Here is a 20,927-nt window from a genome sequence, read left to right as displayed (position 1 = left end):
TCCGGCTCCGGTGGCCGCCGCGGCTCCCGCCGACGGTGCCGCCGCTCCGGTCCCGCAGATCCAGCTCATCCCGGCCTCGGCCGAGGGCGCGCTGGACGCGGCCGAAGAGGCGGTCGACCTGCTCCTGGACGCCGGGCGCGCGCCCGGCGAGGTCCTGGTGATCACCACCGGCGACCCGCACCCGTGGGCCACGCACGAGCTGTCCTTCGGCGAGGCCGCCTACTGGGCGCAGCACGACGCGGGTGACGACGTCTTCTATGCCGACGCCGCCGCCCTCGACCGTGCCGCGGCCCGGCCCGTGGTCGTCGTCGCCGTCAACGGCGGCGACGAGAAGAGCGCGCTCGCCGCGCTCCCCACGGCCGTCACCCGGGCAGGCGTCCTGCTGATCGTGTGCGGGGACCCGCAGCGGATCAACTCGATGCTGGGCGCGGGCGTCTGACGCTCGCGTCCGGCCCGCGCGGTCCGGTGCGGAGTCCGCGCTGACCGGTACGTGATCACGTACCGTTCGGCGCGGCCTTGCCGTACCCACGCGCGCTGCCGCGCTCGCGCGTACCACCGCGTCCGCGCGTACCACCGCGTCCGCGCGTGCCGCCGTACGGGGTGTGGCCTCAGCGTGCCGCCGCCCGGCGGAGCACCTCCGACGCCGCGCCTCCCGCGCGGTTCGCCGGGGGATCGGCCCCGGTCAGGGATTCGGGGTGGGAACCGGCGCTGGGGCGGCGGCCGCCGCGCCCCTCGCCGAGCACCTGCCAGCCGTCACGGGTGAGCGTGATGTACGCCCCGCAGCGCAGGCCGTGCAGGGTGCAGGCGTCCCGCAGGCCCCACATCCAGGCCCCGTCCTCCGGGGTCCAACGCCCGTCGCCGTCACGGCAGTAGAGCAGGACGGCCGTGCGCACCGGGGTGCGGCGCCGCAGGTCGTGCGGGATGACCCGGCGCAACTGCGCCAGCAGGGCGTTGCGGAAGACCCAGCCGTCGACCGCCGCCGGACGACGGCTGAACGAGGCGCTCGCGCAGAGGCGTTCATCGCTGTCGAGCACGGCCACGACGGCCGTCGCGGGGGCGGGCCGGTGCCGGAAGTGCAGGCCGCTGACGACCTCGCGGGGACTGCGCAGCAGCGGGATGCCCGCCGCGGCCCACTCCTCGGGTTCGAGCATCCGGGCCAGGCGGTGCGCGGAGTCGACGGGCATGTCGGCCGGGGCGGAGGGCGGCCACGCGTCGGGGTGCCGGGGCGGCTCGGGCGCTTCCTCGGCCTTGGGCGTCTCCTCGAACGGCGCGAATCCGAAGGTCACGGCTCTCCCTTCGGGGGCGCCCACACGGGGGCGGGAACGGACTGCGGGAGCGCGCCCCGACACGGCTTCGGCGGGCTGCGAACCACGCGGAGGGCGGTTCCAATTCTTCCCGCCGCACCGGCTCGCGGCAATGAGCAATTGAGGCGGCACGCCGGTATCGGATGATGCGTCGTGTATATCCTTCCCCGCCGGGCGCCGGTCGACGCGCGTCGCCGCTGTGTACACCTGCGGACGGCGGCGGCACCCCGGCGGTGAAGTCGCCGATTGTCAGTGGCATCGGGTTGCATGGGGGCATGGACGATCTGGAGCTCCGGGCCGAAGCCGATGCAATCCTCGCCGAACTGGTCGGCGACCCGAGCGGCGCGGCGCGGCTGCGCGAGGACCAGTGGCAGGCCGTGGCCGCGCTGGTGAAGGAGCGCAGACGCGCCCTGGTGGTGCAGCGCACCGGCTGGGGCAAGTCGGCGGTGTACTTCGTCGCGACCGCCCTGCTGCGCCGTCGCGGCGCGGGCCCCACCGTGATCATCTCGCCGCTGCTCGCGCTCATGCGCAACCAGGTCGCATCGGCGGCACGGGCCGGAATCCAGGCCCGCACGATCAACTCCGCCAACCCCGAGGAGTGGGGGACGATCTATGCGGAGGTGGAGCGCGGCGAGACCGACGTCCTCCTCGTCAGCCCCGAGCGGCTGAATTCCGTGGACTTCCGCGAGCAGGTGCTGCCCGAGCTCGCGGCCACGACCGGCCTCCTGGTGGTCGACGAGGCGCACTGCATCTCCGACTGGGGCCACGACTTCCGCCCGGACTACCGCAGGCTGCGCGCCATGCTCGCCGAGCTGTCCGAGGGCGTCCCGGTGCTCGCCACCACCGCGACCGCCAACGCCCGGGTGACCGCCGACGTCGCCGAGCAGCTCGGCACCGGCGCGGGTGAGGCGCTGGTGCTGCGCGGCACGCTGGAGCGGGAGAGCCTGCGGCTCGGCGTGGTCCGGCTGCCGGACGCGGCGCACCGCCTGGGCTGGCTCGCCGAGCACCTGGCGGAGCTGCCGGGCTCCGGGATCATCTACGCGCTCACGGTCGCCGCCGCCGAGGAGGCCACCGCCTTCCTGCGCCAGCGCGGCTTCGAGGTCGCCTCGTACACGGGCCGCACGGAGAACGCCGACCGGCTCCAGGCCGAGACCGACCTCCAGGAGAACCGCGTCAAGGCGCTGGTGGCGACGTCGGCGCTCGGCATGGGCTTCGACAAGCCGGACCTGGGCTTCGTGGTGCACCTCGGCTCACCGTCCTCACCGATCGCGTACTACCAGCAGGTCGGTCGCGCGGGCCGCGGCGTCGAGCACGCCGATGTGCTGCTCCTGCCCGGCAAGGAGGACGAGGCCATCTGGCGCTATTTCGCGGACACGGCCTTCCCGCCGGAGGCACAGGTGCGCCAGACCCTCGCGGCCCTCACGGACGCGGGCCGCCCGCTCTCCGTACCGGCCCTTGAGGCGTCGGTGGACCTCCGGCGCACCCGCCTGGAGACCATGCTGAAGGTTCTCGACGTCGACGGCGCGGTCAAGCGGGTCAAGGGCGGCTGGACGGCCACCGGTGCCGAGTGGATGTACGACGCCGAGCGCTATGCCTGGGTGGCCAAGCAGCGGGCCGCCGAGCAGCAGGCCATGCGGGACTATGTGAGCACGGACCAGTGCCGCATGGAGTTCCTGCGCCGGCAGCTCGACGACGAGGGGGCGGTCCCCTGCGGACGCTGCGACAACTGCGCGGGCCCCTGGGCGGACTCCGCCGTCTCGGCCGAGACGCTGACGGGCGCGGCCAAGGAGCTGGACCGGCCGGGCGTGGAGATCGAGCCGCGCCGGATGTGGCCCACGGGCATGCCCGCGCTCGGCGTCGAGCTCAAGGGGCGCATCCCCGCCAAGGAGCAGTGCTCCACCGGACGCGCCCTCGGACGCCTCTCGGACATCGGCTGGGGCAACCGCCTGCGTCCGCTGCTCGCCGAGGGCGCGCCCGACGGACCCGTCCCCGACGACGTCCTGCGGGCGGCGGTGGACGTCATCGCCGACTGGGCGCGCTCCGCCGGGGGCTGGGCCTCGGGGGCCGAGGACGCCCCGGCCCGGCCGGTGGGTGTCGTCGCCGTGCCGTCCCTCTCCCGGCCGCACCTGGTCGGTTCACTGGCCGAGGGCATCGCGGCCATCGGCCGCCTGCCCTTCCTCGGCACCCTGACGTACACGGGGGCGGAGGGCGCGCACGCGGCCCGGCGCAGCAATTCCGCCCAGCGGCTGCGGGCGCTGTCCGGTGCCTTCGCCGTCTCCGACGAGCTGGCGGGCGCGCTGGCGGCGGCGCCGGGTCCCGTGCTGCTCGTGGACGACAGCACGGACTCCGGCTGGACCCTGGCGGTCGCCGCCCGGCTGCTGCGCGGAGCGGGCGCGGGACCGGTCCTTCCGCTGGTGCTCGCGGCGGCGGGGTGAGCCGGGGGAGGCGAGGGAGACGGCCTCCCGCCGCCGGTCACGCGCGGGTCAGGGGCGGCTGGTCAGATAGCCGCCCATGGAGGTGAAGTACTCCGTGGCGGGCAGCTCGCGGCCGTCCTCGGTCCGTACGCGCGTGACGGCGAGGCCGTGGTTGCGGCCGGTGCGGGCGTCGGCTCCGGCGACGATCACCACGCCCTCGCCCTCGCGGTAGAAGATGCGGCCGGGCGTGCCGCCGTAGCGGTTCTCCGAGACCACGGCGGTGACGATCTCAAGACGCCTGCCCTTGTGGAAGGCGAAGGCGCTGGGGTAGGGCGCGGACTGGGCGCGCACCAGGCGCTCCAGGTCCTCGGCGGGCCAGCTCCAGTCGATGCGGATGTCCTCCTCGGCCCGCTTGTGGAAGAAGCTGGCCTGGGAGCGGTCCTGCTTGGTGAACTCCGTCTGCCCGCCCGCGATGAGGTCGAGCGCGCCGATGGTGACGGGGGCGATCAGGTCGACGGTCTTGTGGAAGAGGTCGGTCGCGGTGTCCTTCGGGCCGATGGGGACGGCCTCCTGCCGGACGATGTCACCGGCGTCCAGGTCGTCGTCCATCATGTGCGCGGTGACGCCGACTTCGGACTCGCCGTTGATCATCGCCCAGATGATGGGGGAGAAGCCCGCGTACTTCGGGAGCAGCGAGTCGTGGACGTTCAGGGTGCCGTGGCGCGGGAGGCCGAAGATCCGCGGGGGGATCCACGTACGCCAGTTGTTGGCCACGATGATGTCCGGGTCGGCCTCCTTGAGGCGCGCGTAGAGCTCCTCGTCGTCGGGCCGGTTGCGGATCAGGACCGGGACGCCGTGCTCCTCGGCGAGGTCGGCGACGGAGTCGCTCCAGATCTTCTCGTACGCGTGCTCGCTCTTGGGGTGTGTCACGACGAGGACCACGTCGTGCTCGGACTCCAGCAGGGCTTGCAGGGTGCGGTGGCCCCAGGTCTGGTAACCGAACATGACGACCCGCATGGGGGTTCCTCCTCAGGGCAGGGGTTTGGCCAGTAGTAAGTTAAGCAAGGCTTACCTTAGTTTGCAACAAGTGCATGGCGGGCCCCAGTTGACGGCCGTCCGTGACCGGCCGCTCGCCTTGCCTATCGACAGGCATGTGCGATTAGCTTAGGCTCACCTAAGTTTGGTGGGTCGCTCCGTCGGCGTGCCCGCTCTTCGTACCTTCCCCACGCCTGACAGGCGGCTTCCCCGCACGATTGGGAGAGACATGTCACAGGTTCTTCCTGGCGACGCACCACTGGTCCACGACCTCATCGGCATCGGCTTCGGGCCGTCCAATGTGGCGATGGCGATCGCGCTCAACGAGCACAACGCACGCGTCGGCAGGCAGGAGGCGGTCACCGCTCACTTCTTCGAGCAGCAGCCGCGCTTCGGATGGCACCGCGGCATGCTCATCGACGACGCGACCATGCAGGTGTCCTTCCTGAAGGACCTGGTCACGCAGCGGAACCCCACGAGCGAGTTCAGCTTCCTCTGCTACCTGAAGGCCAAGGGGCGGCTGACCGACTTCATCAACCACAAGAACCTCTTCCCGCTGCGCGTGGAGTTCCACGACTACCTGGAGTGGGCCGCGGCCAAGGTCGACGACATGGTCTCCTACGGCCACGAGGTCGTCGGCGTCACGCCCCATGTCCGCGACGGGGCCGTGGAGTTCCTCGACGTGACGGTCCGTTCGGCCGAGGGGCTCGCGGTCCACCGCGCCCGCAACCTCGTCATCGGCACCGGCCTGCGCCCCCTCGTGCCGGAGGGCGTCGAGCGCGGCGACCGCGTCTGGCACAACTCCGAACTGCTCACGAAGGTCGACGAGATCGAGGGCACGAACCCCTCCCGGTTCGTCGTCGTGGGGGCCGGGCAGAGCGCCGCCGAGAACGTCGCCTACCTGCACCGCCGTTTCCCCGAGGCCGAGGTCTGCGCCGTCTTCTCGCGCTACGGCTACAGCCCCGCCGACGACAGCAGCTTCGCCAACCGGATCTTCGACCCGGGAGCGGTCGACGAGTACTACGCCGCCCCGGAGGGCATCAAGACCCGGCTGATGGACTACCACGGCAACACCAACTACTCCGTGGTGGACATCGACCTGATCGACGACCTGTACCGGCAGATGTACCAGGAGAAGGTGCTCGGCACCGAGCGCCTGCGCTTCCTCAACGTCTCCCGGCTCGCCGAGGTCAAGGAGACCGGGGACTCGGTGCGCGCCACCGTGACCTCCCTGGTCACCGGCGAGGAGACGCACCTCGAAGCCGACGTCGTGGTCTGCGCCACCGGCTACAGCCCCGCCGACCCGCTCGCCCTGCTCGGCGAGGCCGCCGACCGCTGCCTGCGCGACGAGGCGGGCCGCGTCCGCGTCGAGCGCGACTACCGCGTGGCCACCGACCCCGAACTGAGCTGCGGCATCTACCTCCAGGGCGGCACCGAGCACACGCACGGCATCACCTCGTCCCTGCTCTCCAACATCGCCATCCGCGTCGGCGAGATACTCGACTCGGTGCTCGACCGGCGTACCGCGCCCGCCCCGGGCCAGGCGACGACGGTCGCCGACGGGACCGGCAGCGGCACCCGATAACGTACGGCGTCATGAGCACGACTGCGGTGGAGCGCCCCGCGGCCACGGCCGGGGGCACAACAGGGGGCCGTCGGCGGCGCGTCGCGGGGCTCGGCGTGCTCGCCGTGCTCCTCCTCGTCGCGGCGGCGCTCTCGCTGGCCGTCGGCGCCCGCGCGCTGACCCCGGGCGAGGTGTGGCACGGCCTGTTCGCCGGGCCGGAGGCCGACCGGGGGCTCACCGAGATCCGGCTCATCGTGGAGACCGTGCGCGTGCCGCGGACGGTGCTCGCGATCGTGGCGGGCATCGCCCTCGGGGTCGGCGGCGCGCTGATCCAGGGCTATACGCGCAACCCCATCGCGGACACCGGGCTGCTCGGGGTGAACGCGGGCGCCTCCTTCGCCGTCGTGTTCGTGACCGCGGTCTTCGGGTTCTCCAGCCCCTTCCAGTACGTCTGGTTCGCCTTCCTGGGAGCGGCGGCGGCCGGGGTCGTCGTGTTCGGCCTCGCGAGCATCGGCCGCGGGGCGGGCAATCCGCTGACGCTCGCGCTGGCCGGGCAGGGGATCACGGTGTTCCTCACCGCGATGGCCACCGCGGTCGCGCTCTCCGACCAGAAGTCGCTGAACGCGCTGCGGTTCTGGAACGCGGGCTCCGTGGCGGGCGTCAAGTTCGACGTCATCTGGCCGGTGACCGGGTTCATCGCCGTGGGGCTCGTCCTCGCCCTCACCACGCTGCCCGCCCTCAACCTGCTCAACCTCGGTGAGGACGTGGCGCGCGGGCTCGGCGTGAACATCGCGCTGAGCCGGACCGTGGGCATCCTCGCCATCACCCTCCTCGCGGGCGCGGCGACCGCGGCGTGCGGCCCCATCGCCTTCGTCGGCCTGATGGTCGCCCACGTGGCCCGCCATCTGACGGGCCCCGACTACCGCTGGCTCGTGCCGTACGCAGGTCTGCTCGGCGCCGTCACCCTGCTGGTCTGCGACATCGTGGGCCGCCTCGTGGTGCGCCCCGGCGAGCTGGACGCCGGAGTCGTCGTCTCCCTCCTGGGCGCCCCGTTCTTCGCGGCCCTCGTCTGGCGCGGAAAGTTCAAGAGCGCATGAGCACTTCGGAGCGCGCGACGGGGACGGACGCGATGAGGACAGACGTGAGGGGCCCGGACGTGACGGGGACGGACGCGAAGGGGGCGGACGCGAAGCCGTCGATGACGCCGGGTGTGCGGTTCGGGCGGGTGTCCTTCGTCTGGCGGCCCTACGTCGTCCTCGTCACGCTGCTCCTCGCGGCGGCCACCTTCCTGGTGTTCTGCCTCTCCATCAGCATCGGTGACTTCCCCATCGGCCTGTCCCGGGTCCTGGCCACGCTCTTCGGCGGGGGCGAACAGGTCGACGAGTTCATCATCATGGACCTGCGGATGCCGCGGGCCATGGCCGGGCTCGTCGTGGGCGTCGCGCTCGGCGTGTCCGGCGCGCTCACCCAGTCCATCGCCCGCAATCCGCTGGCGAGTCCGGACATCCTCGGCATCACCGGCGGTGCGAGCGCGGTCGCGGTCTGCCTGGTCACGGTCTCGGGCGGGGCCGCCGCCGCGGTCGTCGACTCGGTCGGCCTCTCCGCCGCGGCGCTCGCGGGCGGGCTCGGCACCGGCCTGCTCGTCTACTTCCTGGCCTGGCGGCGCGGGATCGACGGCTTCCGGCTCATCCTCATCGGCATCTCGGTCAGCGCCGTGATGGAGGCGATCACGACCTGGCTCCTGGTCACCGCCGACATCCGCGACGTGGCCCGCGCGCAGGCCTGGCTGGTCGGCTCGCTGGACAACCGCTCGTGGGACGAGGTGTGGGTGGCGCTCTGGTGCTCGCTCGCGCTGCTCGCCGTCGTGACGGCCGTCGCCTTCCAGTTCAAGCCGCTGCACCTGGGCGACGACGTCGCCGCGGGCCTGGGCGTGCGGTACTCGCGGGTGCGGGCCGTGCTGCTGCTCTGCGCGGTGCTCCTCGCCGCCGTCGCGGTGAGCGCGGCGGGTCCCGTGCCCTTCGTGGCGCTGGTCGCGCCGCAGGTGGCGATGCGGCTCGCGCGGTGCCCCACACCGCCGTTGGCGGCCTCGGGCCTGGTCGGGGCGCTGCTCCTGACCGGCGCCGACCTGACCGCGCGTACGGCGCTGCCCGTCACGCTGCCGGTCGGTGTGGTGACCGCCGCGATCGGCGGGCCGTTCCTCGTCTACTTGCTGGTGCGGGCGAACCTCAGTAGATAATGCGAAGGTTAGCCATACCTAATACAGCCGTACCCGATACAGCCATACCTGAGACAGGGGGGCTTGTGGCCGCTCAGTACATCACCGAGGCCGAGGACATCACCGGTACGGAACCGGGCACCGGCCGCCGGGCCGCGACCGGCACCGACCGTCGGGCCGCGACCGGGGCCGAAGCGGGGCCACGGACCGCCGGTGCCGCGCGCCTCGCGGCCAGCGGTGTCAGCGTCGGATACGGCGGCCGCACCGTCATCGACGGACTCGACGTGACGATTCCGCCCGGCGTGATCACCACGATCATCGGCCCCAACGGCTGCGGCAAGTCCACCCTGTTGCGCACCCTGACGCGGCTGCTCAAGCCGACCGCGGGCACGGTCGTCCTGGACGGCGAGGACATCGGCAGGCTCAAGACCAGGACCGTCGCGAAGAAGCTCGGACTGCTGCCCCAGGCACCTGTCGCGCCGGAGGGCCTCACGGTGGCCGACCTGGTCGCCAGGGGCCGCCACCCGCACCAGAGCTGGCTGCGCCAGTGGTCCTCCGACGACGCGGACGTGGTGGAGAAGGCCCTGGCCATGACCGGGGTCGCCGACCTCGCGGACCGCCCCGTCGACTCGCTCTCCGGCGGCCAGCGCCAGCGCGTGTGGATATCGATGACCCTGGCCCAGGGCACCGATCTGCTGCTCCTGGACGAGCCGACGACATACCTGGATCTCGCCCACGCCATCGATGTGCTCGACCTGGTGGACGACCTGCACGAGTCGGGCCGCACGGTGGTCATGGTGCTGCACGACCTCAACCTCGCCACGCGCTACAGCGACAACCTCGTCGTGATGCGCGAGGGCGCGATCCTGGCGCAGGGGCACCCGCGCGACGTGATCACCGCGGAGCTGCTCGAAGAGGCCTTCGGGCTGCGCGCCAGGGTGGTCGATGACCCGGTCGGCGACCGGCCGCTGATCGTGCCCATCGGCCGTGCACACGTACGGCTCGACTAGCCGGGCCGTTCACCGCACGGGAGTCCGCGGTGCGCAACTCGACTGACCCGCCCAGAGAATGAGATGGTAAGGCTAGGCTAACCTCATCTCATCGGGTTAAGGTTGGCTGCCCTGACACAGGGGCGCAGCGGACAGCGCGACAGCAAGGGATTCCGGATGCTCCTCCATCGAACGACGCTCACGCAGCCCTGGCGGCGCCTGGCGGCCACCGCGACCGCCGCGGCGCTCGGCGTCGGCCTCCTCGCCGGGTGCGGATCAGGCTCGGACGACAAGGAGGGCGACCAGGCCCCGGCCGCCGCCTCCGGCGGAAAGTTCCCGGTCAGCGTGGAGCACGCGTTCGGCACCACGAAGGTCACCGAGGCGCCCAAGCGGGTCGTCACCGTGGGCTACACGGACGACCAGGCCGTCCTCGCGCTCGGCACCAAGCCGGTCGGCATGGTCGACCAGTACCCGAACCCGGCGGGCAAGTCCCCCGACATCAACACCCAGTGGCCCTGGGTGAAGGACAAGTGGGGCGACACCAAGCCCGAGGTCGTCATGAAGAACGGCGACTCCGGCCCCAACTACGAGAAGATCGCCGCCCTGCGCCCCGATCTGATCGTCGCGGTCTACTCCGAGATCGACAAGGCCGCCTACGACAAGCTCTCCCAGATCGCCCCCACGGTCGGCCGCACCAAGGGCGAGAAGGAGCTGTTCAGCGCCCCCTGGCAGGACAACACCGTCCACATCGCCAAGGCGCTCGGCAAGGAGAGCGAGGGCGAGGACCTCGTGAAGGGCATCGAGGACAAGCTCTCCTCCGCCAAGAAGGCACACCCGAAGTTCGCGGGCCGGACCGCCGTGGCGCTCTCCTGGTACAAGGACGCCGTGAACCCCTTCACCTCCACCGACGTGCGCGGACGGCTCCTGACGGGCATCGGCTTCGGGTACCAGAAGGAGATCGACAAGATCGCGGGCGGCAAGTTCTCCACCGAACTCTCGCCCGAGCGCATCGACCTGGTCGACGTCGACCGCGTCGTCGTCATCAACGACGCCGCGGACACCAAGGCGCTGAAGAAGGACAAGCTCTTCGCCAACCTGGACGCCGTGGAGAAGAACAAGGTGTCCTACCTCCTCGACAGCGAGGGCCCGGCGGTCGGCGCGGCCATGTCCCAGGGCACCGCGCTCTCCCTGCCGTACGCCATCGACGAGCTCGTGAAGTCGGTCGACTGAGTGTGAGCAGCACGGACACACGCGCCGCCCCGTCGACGCTGCGCACGGCGGGCGGGGGTGAGGCGGCCCGCTGGGTCGGGGCGCACTGCCGCCGGATGCCGTGGCTGACCACGGCCACCGTGCTCACCACGGTGGCCGGGGCGGCGCTCCAGGTACTCCCCGTCCTGCTGCTCGGCCGGGTGGTGGACGCCGTGGTCGAGGGCGAGTCCCGCTCGGTGCTCGTCACGATCGCGGTCCTCCTCGGCTCCGCCGCGCTGCTCGGCGCGGCGGCCACCGCCGTGTCGACGTATCTGATCGGGCGGCTGGGCGCGGATCTGCTCGCGCGGCTCAGGGAAGGCGCGGTCCGCGCGGTGCTCGGGATGCCGAGCGCGCGGATCGAGCAGGTCGGCCGGGGAGATGTGCTCTCCCGCGTCGGCGACGACGTGGCCGTCCTTTCCAAGGGCATCCGCACCGCCATCCCCACGGTGTTCTCGGCGGGCGTGCTCGTCTTCATCGCCACCGCCGGGATGTTCGGCCTCGACTGGCGGCTCGGTCTGGCGGGCGCCGCCGCGCTGCCCGCGTACGCGCTGGCCCTGCGCTGGTACCTGCCGCGCTCCGCCCCGCTCTACCGCAAGCAGCGGGTGGCGCAGGCGGACCGGGCGCAGGCGCTGATCAGCGGCCTGAACGGGATCGACACGGTACGGGCCTACCGCCTCGAAGGCGCCTTCAGGGAGAAGGTCGACAAGGAGTCGTGGCGGGTGCGCGATCTCGGCGTCGAGGTGTTCCGGTTCTTCGGGCGCTTCGTCGGCAGGGAGAACCGCGCCGAGTTCATCGGCCTCGTCCTCATCCTCGTCGCGGGATACGCCCTGCTGGAGGCCGATGCCGCCACGCTGGGCGAGGTGTCGGCCGCTCCGCTGATGTTCCACCGGCTCTTCACGCCGCTCGGCGCCATCATGTTCACCTTCGACGAGGCGCAGAAGTCGGGCGCGAGCCTGACCCGGCTCGTCGGGGTGCTCGGGGAGTCCGCGGAGGAGCGCCTGGTCGGCGACGCGTCCGTGGAGCCCGCGAAGGCCCTGGCGTACGAGGTGGTGGTCGAGGGGCTGACGTTCAGCTATCCGGACACCGACGAGCCGGTCCTCAGGGACGTCGATCTGCGGATTCCGGCGGGCGGTTCGCTCGCCCTGGTGGGTGCGACGGGCGCGGGCAAGTCGACGCTCGCCGCGCTGATCGCGGGCATCGGCACCGCGCGGACGGGGTCCGTGCGCATCGGGCCGCAGGATCTGGCGGAGCTGGACGAGGCCGCCGCGCGGTCCCTGGTGAGCATCCTGACGCAGGAGACGCACGTCTTCTCCGGGCCGCTCGCGGACGACCTGCGCCTCGCCGCGCCGGACGCGACCGACGCCGAACTGCTCGACGCCCTGCGCACGGTCGGCGCGGGGGACTGGGTCGAGGCGCTGCCCGAGGGGCTCGGCACCCTGGTCGGCGAGGGCGGCGAACGCCTGGACGTCACCAAGGTCGCCCAGATCGCGCTGGCCAGGCTGGTGCTCGGCCGGGCGCCGGTGGTGGTGCTCGACGAGTCGACCGCCGAGGCGGGCAGCGAGGGCGCCGCCGAGCTGGAACGCGCGGTGCTCGCCGCGTGCGCGGGCCGCACCACGCTGTTCGTGGCCCACCGGCTGACCCAGGCGATGGCCGCGGACCGGATCGCCGTGCTGGACGCGGGCCGCGTGGTGGAACAGGGCACGCACGACGAGCTCGTGGCCCTCGGCGGCCGGTATGCCCGGCTGTGGCGGGCCTGGCGCGAGGGCAGTTGAGCGAGCCGGTGCGGGGCGGCCGAACCCGCCCCCACCAGCGAGCCGGTGCGGGGTGGCCGAACCCGCCCCCACCAGGGGTGTTAGGTGATCCTAAGTTAGGCTAACCTAACTTCTATGCTGTGGAAGGACGCTGAGTCTTCGATGACCGAACCGAGCGCTCGTCTCGTACTGCTCGCCCCCGAGCGCCTGGCGGCGGTGCGCCGGCGGATCGGTGACCACTCCGATCGCACCATCGCCGAAGCGTGTGCGACCGGCCTGGCGTACTGGGCGACGGGCCGCTCTCCCGACGGCATCGACCTCGCCCCGGGCACCCTCTTCGCCGACGTCCTGGCCTGGGTCGGCAACGGCGGCGCCGGAAGCGGGGACTGGGCGGTCGCGGAGGACGGCCGGAGCATCGGCGTCCCCGCGGGCGTCGACCTCGCCGAAGCACAGCTCGCCCTCGACGACCTGGCCGACTTCCCCGACAGGACCCTCGCCACCATCGGCCCCTCCGGCCCCGCGGCCAGGCTCGCCGCCCTGGCCGAGTGGAACGACACCGACGTGGAGCGGGCCCACCCGACCATCGTCGAGATGTTCCGCGAACAGGTGCGGACCAGGCCCGACGCCCTCGCGATCGTCGACGAGCACCGTTCGCTGACCTACCGTCAGGCGGCCGAGTACTCCGCTCAGCTCGCCCACCACCTGACCGCCCGCGGCCTCACCGCCGAACAGGTCGTCGGCATCTCGCTCAGCCGCTCCGCCGACATGGTCATCGGCCTCCTCGGCGTCCTCCAGGCGGGCTGCGCGTTCGTCCCGCTCGACCCGCAGTGGCCCGCCGCGCGCCGCGCCGTCGTCATCGAGGACGCCCGCGTCGTCCTCCAGCTCAACTCCTCGGGCGAGCAGAGCCCCGAAGAGCCCGAGGCCGTCGCCGTGGACCTGGGCGACTGGGGCTTCGCCGACCTGCCCGCCGAGGCGCCCGGCATCACCACGCCCGGCGACTCGCTGGCGTACGTGATCTTCACCTCCGGCTCGACCGGACGCCCCAAGGGCGCCATGATCAAGCACGAGGCGATCAGCGAGCGCCTGCTCTGGCAGGTCGACGAGATCCTCGGCTTCGGCCCTGACGACGCCTCGCTGTTCAAGGCGCCGCTCTCCTTCGACATCTCCATCAACGAGATCTTCCTGCCGCTGGTCAGCGGCGGCAGGCTCGTGGTCCTGCGGCCCGGCGGCGAGCGCGACCCGCACCACCTGCTGAGCGTCATCGCCGAGCAGCGCGTCACCTTCACCTACCTCGTCTCGTCGATGCTCGACGTACTCCTGGAGATCGCGGGCGACTCCGGCGCGCTCGGCAGCCTGCGGCACGTGTGGTGCGGCGGCGAGGTGCTCACCTCGGAGCTGTACGACCGTTTCCGCACCCGCCTCGACATACCGATGTACCACGGCTACGGCCCGGCCGAGACGACCATCGGCGTCTCCCACGTCATCTACCGGGGCGCGGCCGAGCGCCTTTCGACCTCCATCGGCAGGGCCAACCCCAACACCCAGCTCTACGTACTCGACGACGAACTGCGTCCGGTCCCGGTCGGAGTCGGCGGCGAACTGTACGTGGGCGGCCTCCTCCTCGGCCGCGGCTACGTCAACGCGCCCGGCCTCACAGCCTCCCGCTTCGTGGCCAACCCCTTCGCCGACGACGGCTCCCGGCTCTACCGCACCGGCGACCTCGCCCGGTTCGCCCCCGACGGCTCCCTGGACTTCCTCGGCCGCGCCGACAACCAGATCAAGATCCGCGGCATGCGCCTGGAGATCGAGGACGTCGAGGTCGGCCTCGCCGAACACCCCGGCGTCCGGCACACCTGCGTCGTCGCCAAGAAGAACAGCGCGGGCGGCACCTACCTCGTGGGCTACGTGATCCCGGCCGCCGGACACGAGGACCTGCGGACGGACGCAGTCAAGGCATGGGCCGCCGAGCACATGGTCGAGTACATGGTGCCCGCCCACATCGTCGTCGTCCCGGAGTTCCCGCTCACCGCCAACGGCAAGGTCGACCGGCGCGCCCTGCCGGAGCCGGTCGCCGCGACGGCCTCGGCCGCACCGCCCACCACCGAGAACGAACGGGTGGTCTGCGCGGTCGTCGCGGACCTCCTCCAGCTCGACGAAGTCGGCGTCGACCAGGACTTCTTCGCCCTCGGCGGCGACAGCATCCTGGCGATCTCGCTGCTCAGCGCGCTGCGCGAGGCGGGCCTCTACGTCACCGTCCGGCAGATCTTCACCCACGGCGTCGTCGGCGCCCTCGCGGCCGTCGCGAGCCGGGAGGACGTCGCCACGGTGGACCACGGCGACATCGCCACCGGCCCCGTCGCCGGATCCCCCATCGTGCAATGGCTCGGCGAGACCACGGACGCCATCGACGGCTTCGTGCAGTCCGTCGTCCTGAACACCCCCGCGGACCTGACGGCGGGCACCCTCGACGACATCCTCGCCGCGCTGGTCCGCCGCCACGACATGCTCCGCGCCGAACTGGTGCGCGGGGACCGCTGGAGCTTCGTCATCCCCTCCGCCGAGCGGGCCACGGCCGCCTGGCAGGAGAGCGACCTGCCGCTCCAGGAGTGCGTCGCCCTCGCCACCGAGGGCCTCGACCCGGAAGGCGGCGTGATGCTGCGCGCCGTCTGGCGCCGCGCCGCCCGCGAACTGGTCGTCGTCGTCCACCACGTGGTGATCGACGGCGTCTCCTGGCGGGTCCTGATGGAGGACCTGACCACCGCCTGGCGGCAGGTCACCGCGGGCACGCCGATCGAGCTGCCCCCGGTGAGCACGTCGTTCCGGCGCTGGACGCAGCTCCTCGAACGCGCCGCGTTCGACGCCGACCGCGACCACTGGCTCCGCCCGCTGCCCGGCCCCGACGAGCCCCTGGGCCGGCGCCCGCTGACCGAGGCCGACACCGTGGCCGCGGAACGGCTGCGCACCGTGTCGGTCGGCCCCGCCGTCACCGCCGCGCTCCTCGGCGACGTGCCCGCCAGATTCCACGCGGGCGTCAACGACGTCCTCCTGACCGCCCTCGCCGTCACCCTCGCCCGGTGGCGCCGCGACCTCGGCCAGGACCAGACGTTCGCCCACATCGAACTGGAGGGCCACGGCCGCGAGGGACGCTTCGTCGCCGACACCGCGGGCTTCGAACCGGAACTCTCCCGGACCGTCGGCTGGTTCACCACCCTCTTCCCGGTGACCGTGGACCCCGGCACGGCCGCCGACTTCCGCGCGCCCGCCTACCTGGCCGCCGCCCTCAAGGCGGTCAAGGAGGACCTCGCCCGCGTACCCGCCAACGGCGTCTCCTACGGCGCCCTGCGTTACCTGCACGACACCGCGATCGACACCCCCGCACCGCAGGTGCTCTTCAACTACCTGGGCCGCTTCGACGCGGGCGCCCCGGGGGAGTGGCAGCTCACCGGACCCACCGGACAGCTCGGCGAGAAGCGCGACCGAAGGATGCGGCTGCCGCGCGCCCTCGAATTCAACGCCATCGCCGAACCCGGCGCCGACGGCGGCGAGTACGAGCTGGTCACCACCCTCTCCTGGCCCGACGGCATGTTCACCGACCAGGACATCACCACCCTGGGCGGCTACTTCCGCGAGACCCTCGCCGCGCTCGCCGCACTCGACGATGGCGGCCACACCCCCAGCGACTTCCCCCTCGTACCGCTCACCCAGCCCGACGTCGACGCCCTGGACGGCCCCGGCCTGCGGGACATCCTGCCGCTCACCCCGCTCCAGGAAGGCCTGTACTTCCACTCCGTCTTCGACGACGACTCCGCGGGCGCCTACGTCGAGCAGCAGCTCCTCACCCTTCGGACACCGGACGGCGAGGTGGACGCGGACCGGCTCGCCGCGGCGGCCACACGACTGCTCACCCTCCACCCGAACCTGGCCGCCCGCTTCGTGGCACTGGCCGACGGCCGCGTCGTCTCCGTCCTCGACAGCGGGGTCCAGGCGCCCTTCACCACACTCGATCGCCCCGGCATCACCGACGACGAGATACGCGCGTACGCCGAGAGCGACCGCCGCGCCGGATTCGACCTGGCCACCGGGCCGCTGATGCGGTACACGCTGATCCGCGCCGGAGGCGGCAGGAACGTCCTGGTGCAGACCGTGCACCACATCATCGCCGACGGCTGGTCGGTGCCGCCGATGCTCCGCGCGCTCCTCGCCGAGTACCACGCGCCGGGCAGCGTGTACACGCTCGGCGGCTTCTCCGACTACGTGCGCTGGCTCGCCGGACGCGACGACGAGGAGAGCGACCGGGTCTGGGCCGAGGAACTCGCCGGACTGCCGGGCCCCTCGCTGGTCGCCGAGGGCCACACCCCCTCCGACCGCTTCGCCGACACCTCGGTCGAGCCCGCCGACGACATCGACGCCGCCGTACGCGCCGCCGGTGTCCCGCTGAGCGTGGCCGTCCACAGCGCCTGGGCGGTGACGCTCGGCGGCCTCCTGCACGGCACGGACGTGGTCTTCGGCTCCACCGTGTCCGGCCGCGACGCCGACGTGCCCGGCATCGGCGACATGGTCGGCCTGTTCATCAACACCATCCCCGTACGCGCCCGCTGGACCCCCGGCACCACCGCGGGCGACCTGCTCGCCTCGGTCCGTGCCCATCAGAGCGCGGTCCTTCCCCACCAGCATGTGTCACTGGCGCGCATCGGCCGCCGGGCGGGCGCGGGCAACCTCTTCGACACCCTCGTGGTGTTCGACGTCGCGACCGACGTGGCCGACCTGCGCACGCCCGACGCCGGTCTCACCGTCACCGGCATCGTCAACGAGGGCGCCCCGCACTACCCGCTGACGCTGGTCGTGGAGCGCGCGGCCGACGGCCGCCCCCGCTTCAACCTCATCTACGACGGTGAGCTGCTGCGTGAGACGAGCGCGCGGGACATCCTGCGGACGTTCGCCGCCACCCTCACCGGCCTGCTCACCCGGCGGGACGCCCTGGTCGGCGAGGTGCGGCCCGAGGACACCCGGCGCCCCGCGCCCGTCGACCGCACGACCCTCGGCGCGCTGTTCGACGCCGCCGCGCGCCGCGACCCGGCCGCCACGGCCGTCACCCAGTGCGCCCTGGACGGCGGCACGCGCTCCCTGACCTACGGCGAACTGGCCGAGGCGAAGACCGGGCTGTCCTCGGCCCTGCGCGCCGCAGGGGTCGGCCCCGGCAAGCGGGTCGCCGTCGCCGTGCCGCGCTCGCTCGAACAGGTCGTCGCCCTGGTCGCGATCGTCGGCGCGGGCGGTGCCTACGTACCGCTTGACCTGGCGTACCCGGACGAACGCCTGGAGTACATCCTCAGCGACGCCGCCCCGCAGGTCGTACTCGTCGACCGGGAGCAGCGGGATCGTTTCGCCGGGCTGCTCGACCGGGCGGGCGTGGCGGCGCGCGTTCTCGTGCTGGGGGAGGAGCAGGCAGGTGAGGGCGGCGAGGCCGGGGCGGACGCCGGTTGGCACGACCCCGCCTACGTGATCTACACCTCCGGTTCGACCGGGCGCCCCAAGGGCGTCGCGGTGCCGCACTCCAGCGTGGTCACGCTGCTCGCCCACACCCGCCCCGACATGGACTTCGGGCCGTCCGACGTCTGGGTGCAGTTCCACTCCTTCTCCTTCGACTTCGCGGTCTGGGAGCTGTGGGGCGCGCTCGTGCACGGCGGCGAGCTGCTCGTGCCGGAGTACGCGCTCACCCGCTCACCCGTGGACTTCCACCGCCTCGTGCGTGAGCGCGGGGTGACGGTGCTCAACCAGACCCCGTCGGCGTTCTACCGCTTCATCGAGGCCGACCGGCACGCCGGTGAGCCGGTCACCGCCCTGCGCCGGATCATCTTCGGCGGCGAGGCGCTCGACCTCGGGCGGCTGCGCGGCTGGGTCGAGCGGCACGGCACCGCGTCACCCGAGCTGGTCAACATGTACGGCATCACCGAGACCACCGTCCATGTCACCCACCGGGTGCTCACGGACGACGACTTCGCGCACGGCGGCGACGTCAGCCCGATCGGCGGCCCGATCCCGGGCCTGGTGACCTACCTCCTCGACGACCGGCTGCGGCCGGTGCCGCCGGGGCGGACCGGCGCCATCTACGTCGCGGGCGACCAGGTGGCGCTCGGCTATCTGGGCAGGCCGGGGCTGACGGCGGGACGGTTCGTGGCGAACCCGTTCACCGGCGACGGCTCCCGGATGTACCACACGGGCGACCTGGCCCGCCGCACGCTCGACGGCGAGCTGGAGTTCGCGGGGCGCGCCGACGACCAGGTGCAGCTCAAGGGCTTCCGCATCGAGCTCGGCGAGGTCGAGTCCGCCGTCCGCGAGCTCGACGGCGTGGTCGACGCGGCCGTCACCGTGGCGGACAGCGGCGACCACCTGGTCGCGCACGTCGTGGGCCGGGTGCCCGGCGACCTCACCGCCCTGCTCGCCGCGAAGCTGCCGGTGCACATGGTGCCGGGGCGCGTCCTGCCCCTCGACGCACTGCCGTTGACGGTCAACGGCAAGCTGGACCGGAGGGCGCTGGTGGCGCGGGCGGCGCGGGCGGCGCGGGACGAGGCGCCGGTCCCGGCGGTGCCAGGGCCGGGTGGTCCGGGTGTGCCGGGTGTGCCGGGCGCCCCTGCGTCCGCGGCGCCCGTGGTGACCCCGGCATCCGCGCTCAGCGCCCTCGTCGGTGTCTTCGCCGAGGCGCTGCCCGGCGCCTCCGTCGACGACGACACCGACTTCTTCGCGGCGGGCGGCGACAGCATCGTCGCCATCAACGTGATCAACCGAGCCCGTGCGCTCGGCCTGCCGATCGCACCGCGGGACGTGTTCCTCTGCCGGACGCCGCGCGCGCTCGCCGAGCGTCTGGCGACCGCCGCCACCCAGGCGGCGGCGCCCGCGCCGGTCCACCGCGAGGACGGCCCCCTGACGCCCACGCCGATCATGCTGCGCCAGCGCGAACTGGGCGGCACGCTCGACCGGTTCGCCCAGGCCAGGGCCGTGCGCGCGCCCGAAGGCACCGGGTTCGCCGACGCCGTGCGTGCCGCGAACGCCGTCGTGTCCGCCCACCCGGCGCTCCGGCTGCGGCTCCGCGTCGAACACGGCGTGTGGTCCCCGCACACGGAGCCCGCGAAGGAGGTCACGGTCGTACGGACGGCCGCCGCCGATGTCACGGCCGCGGCGAACGAGGCCGCCGGGCGGCTGGACCCCGCCTCCGGCGACGTCGTCGCGTTCTCCTGGATCGAGGGGGGCGGGGCGTCGGAGCCGGACGGGACGTCCGGTTCTGACGGGGCGTCGGAGCCCGGCGAGGTCCCGGCGTCGGGCGGCACCCTGGTCGTCACCGCGCACCACCTCGCCGTGGACGCGGTGTCCTGGCTGATCCTCCTCGACGACCTCGCCGCCGCCCTGCGCGGCGACGCACTCGCGCCGCCGACCACCTCGTACGCCGAGTACGCGGAGGCACTCGCGGTACGGTCCACGCAGGTCACCGAGGGTCTCGGGGAGTGGATCAGCACGCTCGGGGCGCCCGCGCCGCTGCCGTCGCCCGGCGTGCTCCGCGCAACCACGGCCGTACTCGCCCCCGAGGTGAGCGACCGGGTGACGCGCACCGCCCCCGCCGCGCTCGGCCTCGGTCTCACCGAACTGCTCTGCGGCGCCCTGCGGACCGCGCTGACCCACGTACAGGAGTCGCCCGGCGATCTCGCCGTCGACCTCGAACGGCACGGCCGGGTCCCCGCCCTCGACCACCACGACTACACCCGCACGGTCGGCTGGTTCACCGCCATCGCACCCGTGCGGCTCACCCCGCACACCGACCCCGTCGCGGCGGCCCGCGAGGTCGCCGAACGCCAGCCCGACGAGCGCGGGCACGTGACGTACGGCCAGCTCAGGTACCTCAACCCGCAGACGGCACCACTGCTCACCGCCCGCCCCCAGGTGCTGTTCAACTACCTCGGCAGGGGCAGCGAGTCCGACGCGCCCCGCATCACCGGCACCCCGCCGAACAGCCCGTACGCCGTCGAGGTCAACGCCTGGACCGACGAGACGACCGGCAGCCTGCACGCCGAGTTCACCCTCGCCGACGGCGTGCCCGACGAGATCGTCGAGCACTGGCTGAGCGCGCTCGAAGCCATCGCGGACACCGCGGCGACGGCCGAGCGCACGGCGCCGGTCACCCCGCTCCAGCGCGGCCTGTTCTTCCAGGCCCAGCTGGCGGGCACGGCGGGACACTACGTCGCGCAGAGCTGGTTCACCTTCGACCGGCGCCTCGACCCCGACGCGCTCGCGAAGGCGATGGGCCACGTCATCGCCCGGCACCCCGTCGTGGGCGCCGGATTCGCGACCGACGACGACGGCAACCCCGTACAGGTGCTCAAGGCGGGGCGCCGCGTCGACGTACGGACGGTGTCACTGG

General features: G+C 72.9%; 11 protein-coding genes. 9 read left to right on the top strand and 2 right to left on the bottom strand.

Annotated features, from left to right (window positions below; genetic code table 11):
- On the top strand, positions 1–439 hold a 439-nt coding region (locus tag AB8Z36_RS06250; protein ID WP_440581865.1), incomplete at its 5' end, for a hypothetical protein.
- Between the two features lie 169 nt (positions 440–608).
- On the opposite strand, the gene AB8Z36_RS06245 is transcribed toward AB8Z36_RS06250, so the two are convergent.
- Complete coding sequence (locus AB8Z36_RS06245) at positions 609–1,286, bottom strand: hypothetical protein (protein WP_440581864.1); 678 nt, start codon at positions 1,284–1,286, stop codon at positions 609–611.
- 293 nt (positions 1,287–1,579) lie between these two features.
- On the opposite strand from AB8Z36_RS06245, the gene AB8Z36_RS06240 reads away from it, so the two are divergent.
- A complete protein-coding gene (locus AB8Z36_RS06240) occupies positions 1,580–3,739 on the top strand; it encodes a RecQ family ATP-dependent DNA helicase (protein WP_369212167.1) in 2,160 nt (719 codons plus the stop codon).
- 48 nt (positions 3,740–3,787) lie between these two features.
- Here the strand turns inward: AB8Z36_RS06240 and AB8Z36_RS06235 are convergent, their stop codons facing one another.
- The gene (locus tag AB8Z36_RS06235) at positions 3,788–4,735 is read right to left on the bottom strand and encodes a methionyl-tRNA formyltransferase (RefSeq protein WP_369212166.1); all 948 of its coding nucleotides are present in this window, start codon (positions 4,733–4,735) and stop codon (positions 3,788–3,790) included.
- Positions 4,736–4,982: 247 nt separating this feature from the next.
- On the opposite strand from AB8Z36_RS06235, the gene AB8Z36_RS06230 reads away from it, so the two are divergent.
- From AB8Z36_RS06230 to AB8Z36_RS06200, 7 genes are all read left to right on the top strand, one after another.
- Complete coding sequence (locus AB8Z36_RS06230; RefSeq protein WP_369212165.1) at positions 4,983–6,338, top strand: lysine N(6)-hydroxylase/L-ornithine N(5)-oxygenase family protein; 1,356 nt, start codon at positions 4,983–4,985, stop codon at positions 6,336–6,338.
- 11 nt (positions 6,339–6,349) lie between these two features.
- Positions 6,350–7,414, top strand: a complete 1,065-nt coding sequence (locus AB8Z36_RS06225) for a FecCD family ABC transporter permease (RefSeq protein WP_369212164.1) — start codon at positions 6,350–6,352, stop codon at positions 7,412–7,414.
- A gap of 32 nt (positions 7,415–7,446) precedes the next feature.
- Positions 7,447–8,553, top strand: coding sequence for a FecCD family ABC transporter permease (locus tag AB8Z36_RS06220; protein ID WP_440581863.1), 1,107 nt, complete (start codon positions 7,447–7,449; stop codon positions 8,551–8,553).
- A 98-nt stretch (positions 8,554–8,651) separates the two neighbouring features.
- A complete protein-coding gene (locus tag AB8Z36_RS06215) occupies positions 8,652–9,542 on the top strand; it encodes an ABC transporter ATP-binding protein (RefSeq protein ID WP_369212168.1) in 891 nt (296 codons plus the stop codon).
- Between the two features lie 156 nt (positions 9,543–9,698).
- Complete coding sequence (locus AB8Z36_RS06210; protein ID WP_369212163.1) at positions 9,699–10,751, top strand: iron-siderophore ABC transporter substrate-binding protein; 1,053 nt, start codon at positions 9,699–9,701, stop codon at positions 10,749–10,751.
- Between the two features lie 2 nt (positions 10,752–10,753).
- Positions 10,754–12,541: an ABC transporter ATP-binding protein gene (locus AB8Z36_RS06205; protein ID WP_369212162.1), complete on the top strand. Its 1,788-nt coding sequence runs from the start codon at positions 10,754–10,756 to the stop codon at positions 12,539–12,541.
- 141 nt (positions 12,542–12,682) lie between these two features.
- A partial coding sequence (locus tag AB8Z36_RS06200) for an amino acid adenylation domain-containing protein (protein ID WP_369212161.1) occupies positions 12,683–20,927 on the top strand: 8,245 nt, incomplete at its 3' end.

Origin of the sequence: Streptomyces flavofungini (assembly GCF_041028215.1) — a bacterium.
Classification (GTDB): domain Bacteria; phylum Actinomycetota; class Actinomycetes; order Streptomycetales; family Streptomycetaceae; genus Streptomyces; species Streptomyces flavofungini_B.
Note: the sequence above shows the minus strand (reverse complement) of the source record. Positions and strands in the feature narration are given on the sequence as shown.

Excerpts from the sequence above, each read along its gene's own strand:
- AB8Z36_RS06225 (WP_369212164.1), top strand. The coding sequence starts at position 6,350 with ATGAGCACGACTGCGGTGGAGCGCCCCGCGGCCACGGCCGGGGGCACA.
- AB8Z36_RS06235 (WP_369212166.1), bottom strand. The coding sequence starts at position 4,735 with ATGCGGGTCGTCATGTTCGGTTACCAGACCTGGGGCCACCGCACCCTG.
- AB8Z36_RS06230 (WP_369212165.1), top strand. The coding sequence starts at position 4,983 with ATGTCACAGGTTCTTCCTGGCGACGCACCACTGGTCCACGACCTCATC.
- AB8Z36_RS06210 (WP_369212163.1), top strand. The coding sequence starts at position 9,699 with ATGCTCCTCCATCGAACGACGCTCACGCAGCCCTGGCGGCGCCTGGCG.
- AB8Z36_RS06240 (WP_369212167.1), top strand. The coding sequence starts at position 1,580 with ATGGACGATCTGGAGCTCCGGGCCGAAGCCGATGCAATCCTCGCCGAA.
- AB8Z36_RS06220 (WP_440581863.1), top strand. The coding sequence starts at position 7,447 with ATGAGGACAGACGTGAGGGGCCCGGACGTGACGGGGACGGACGCGAAG.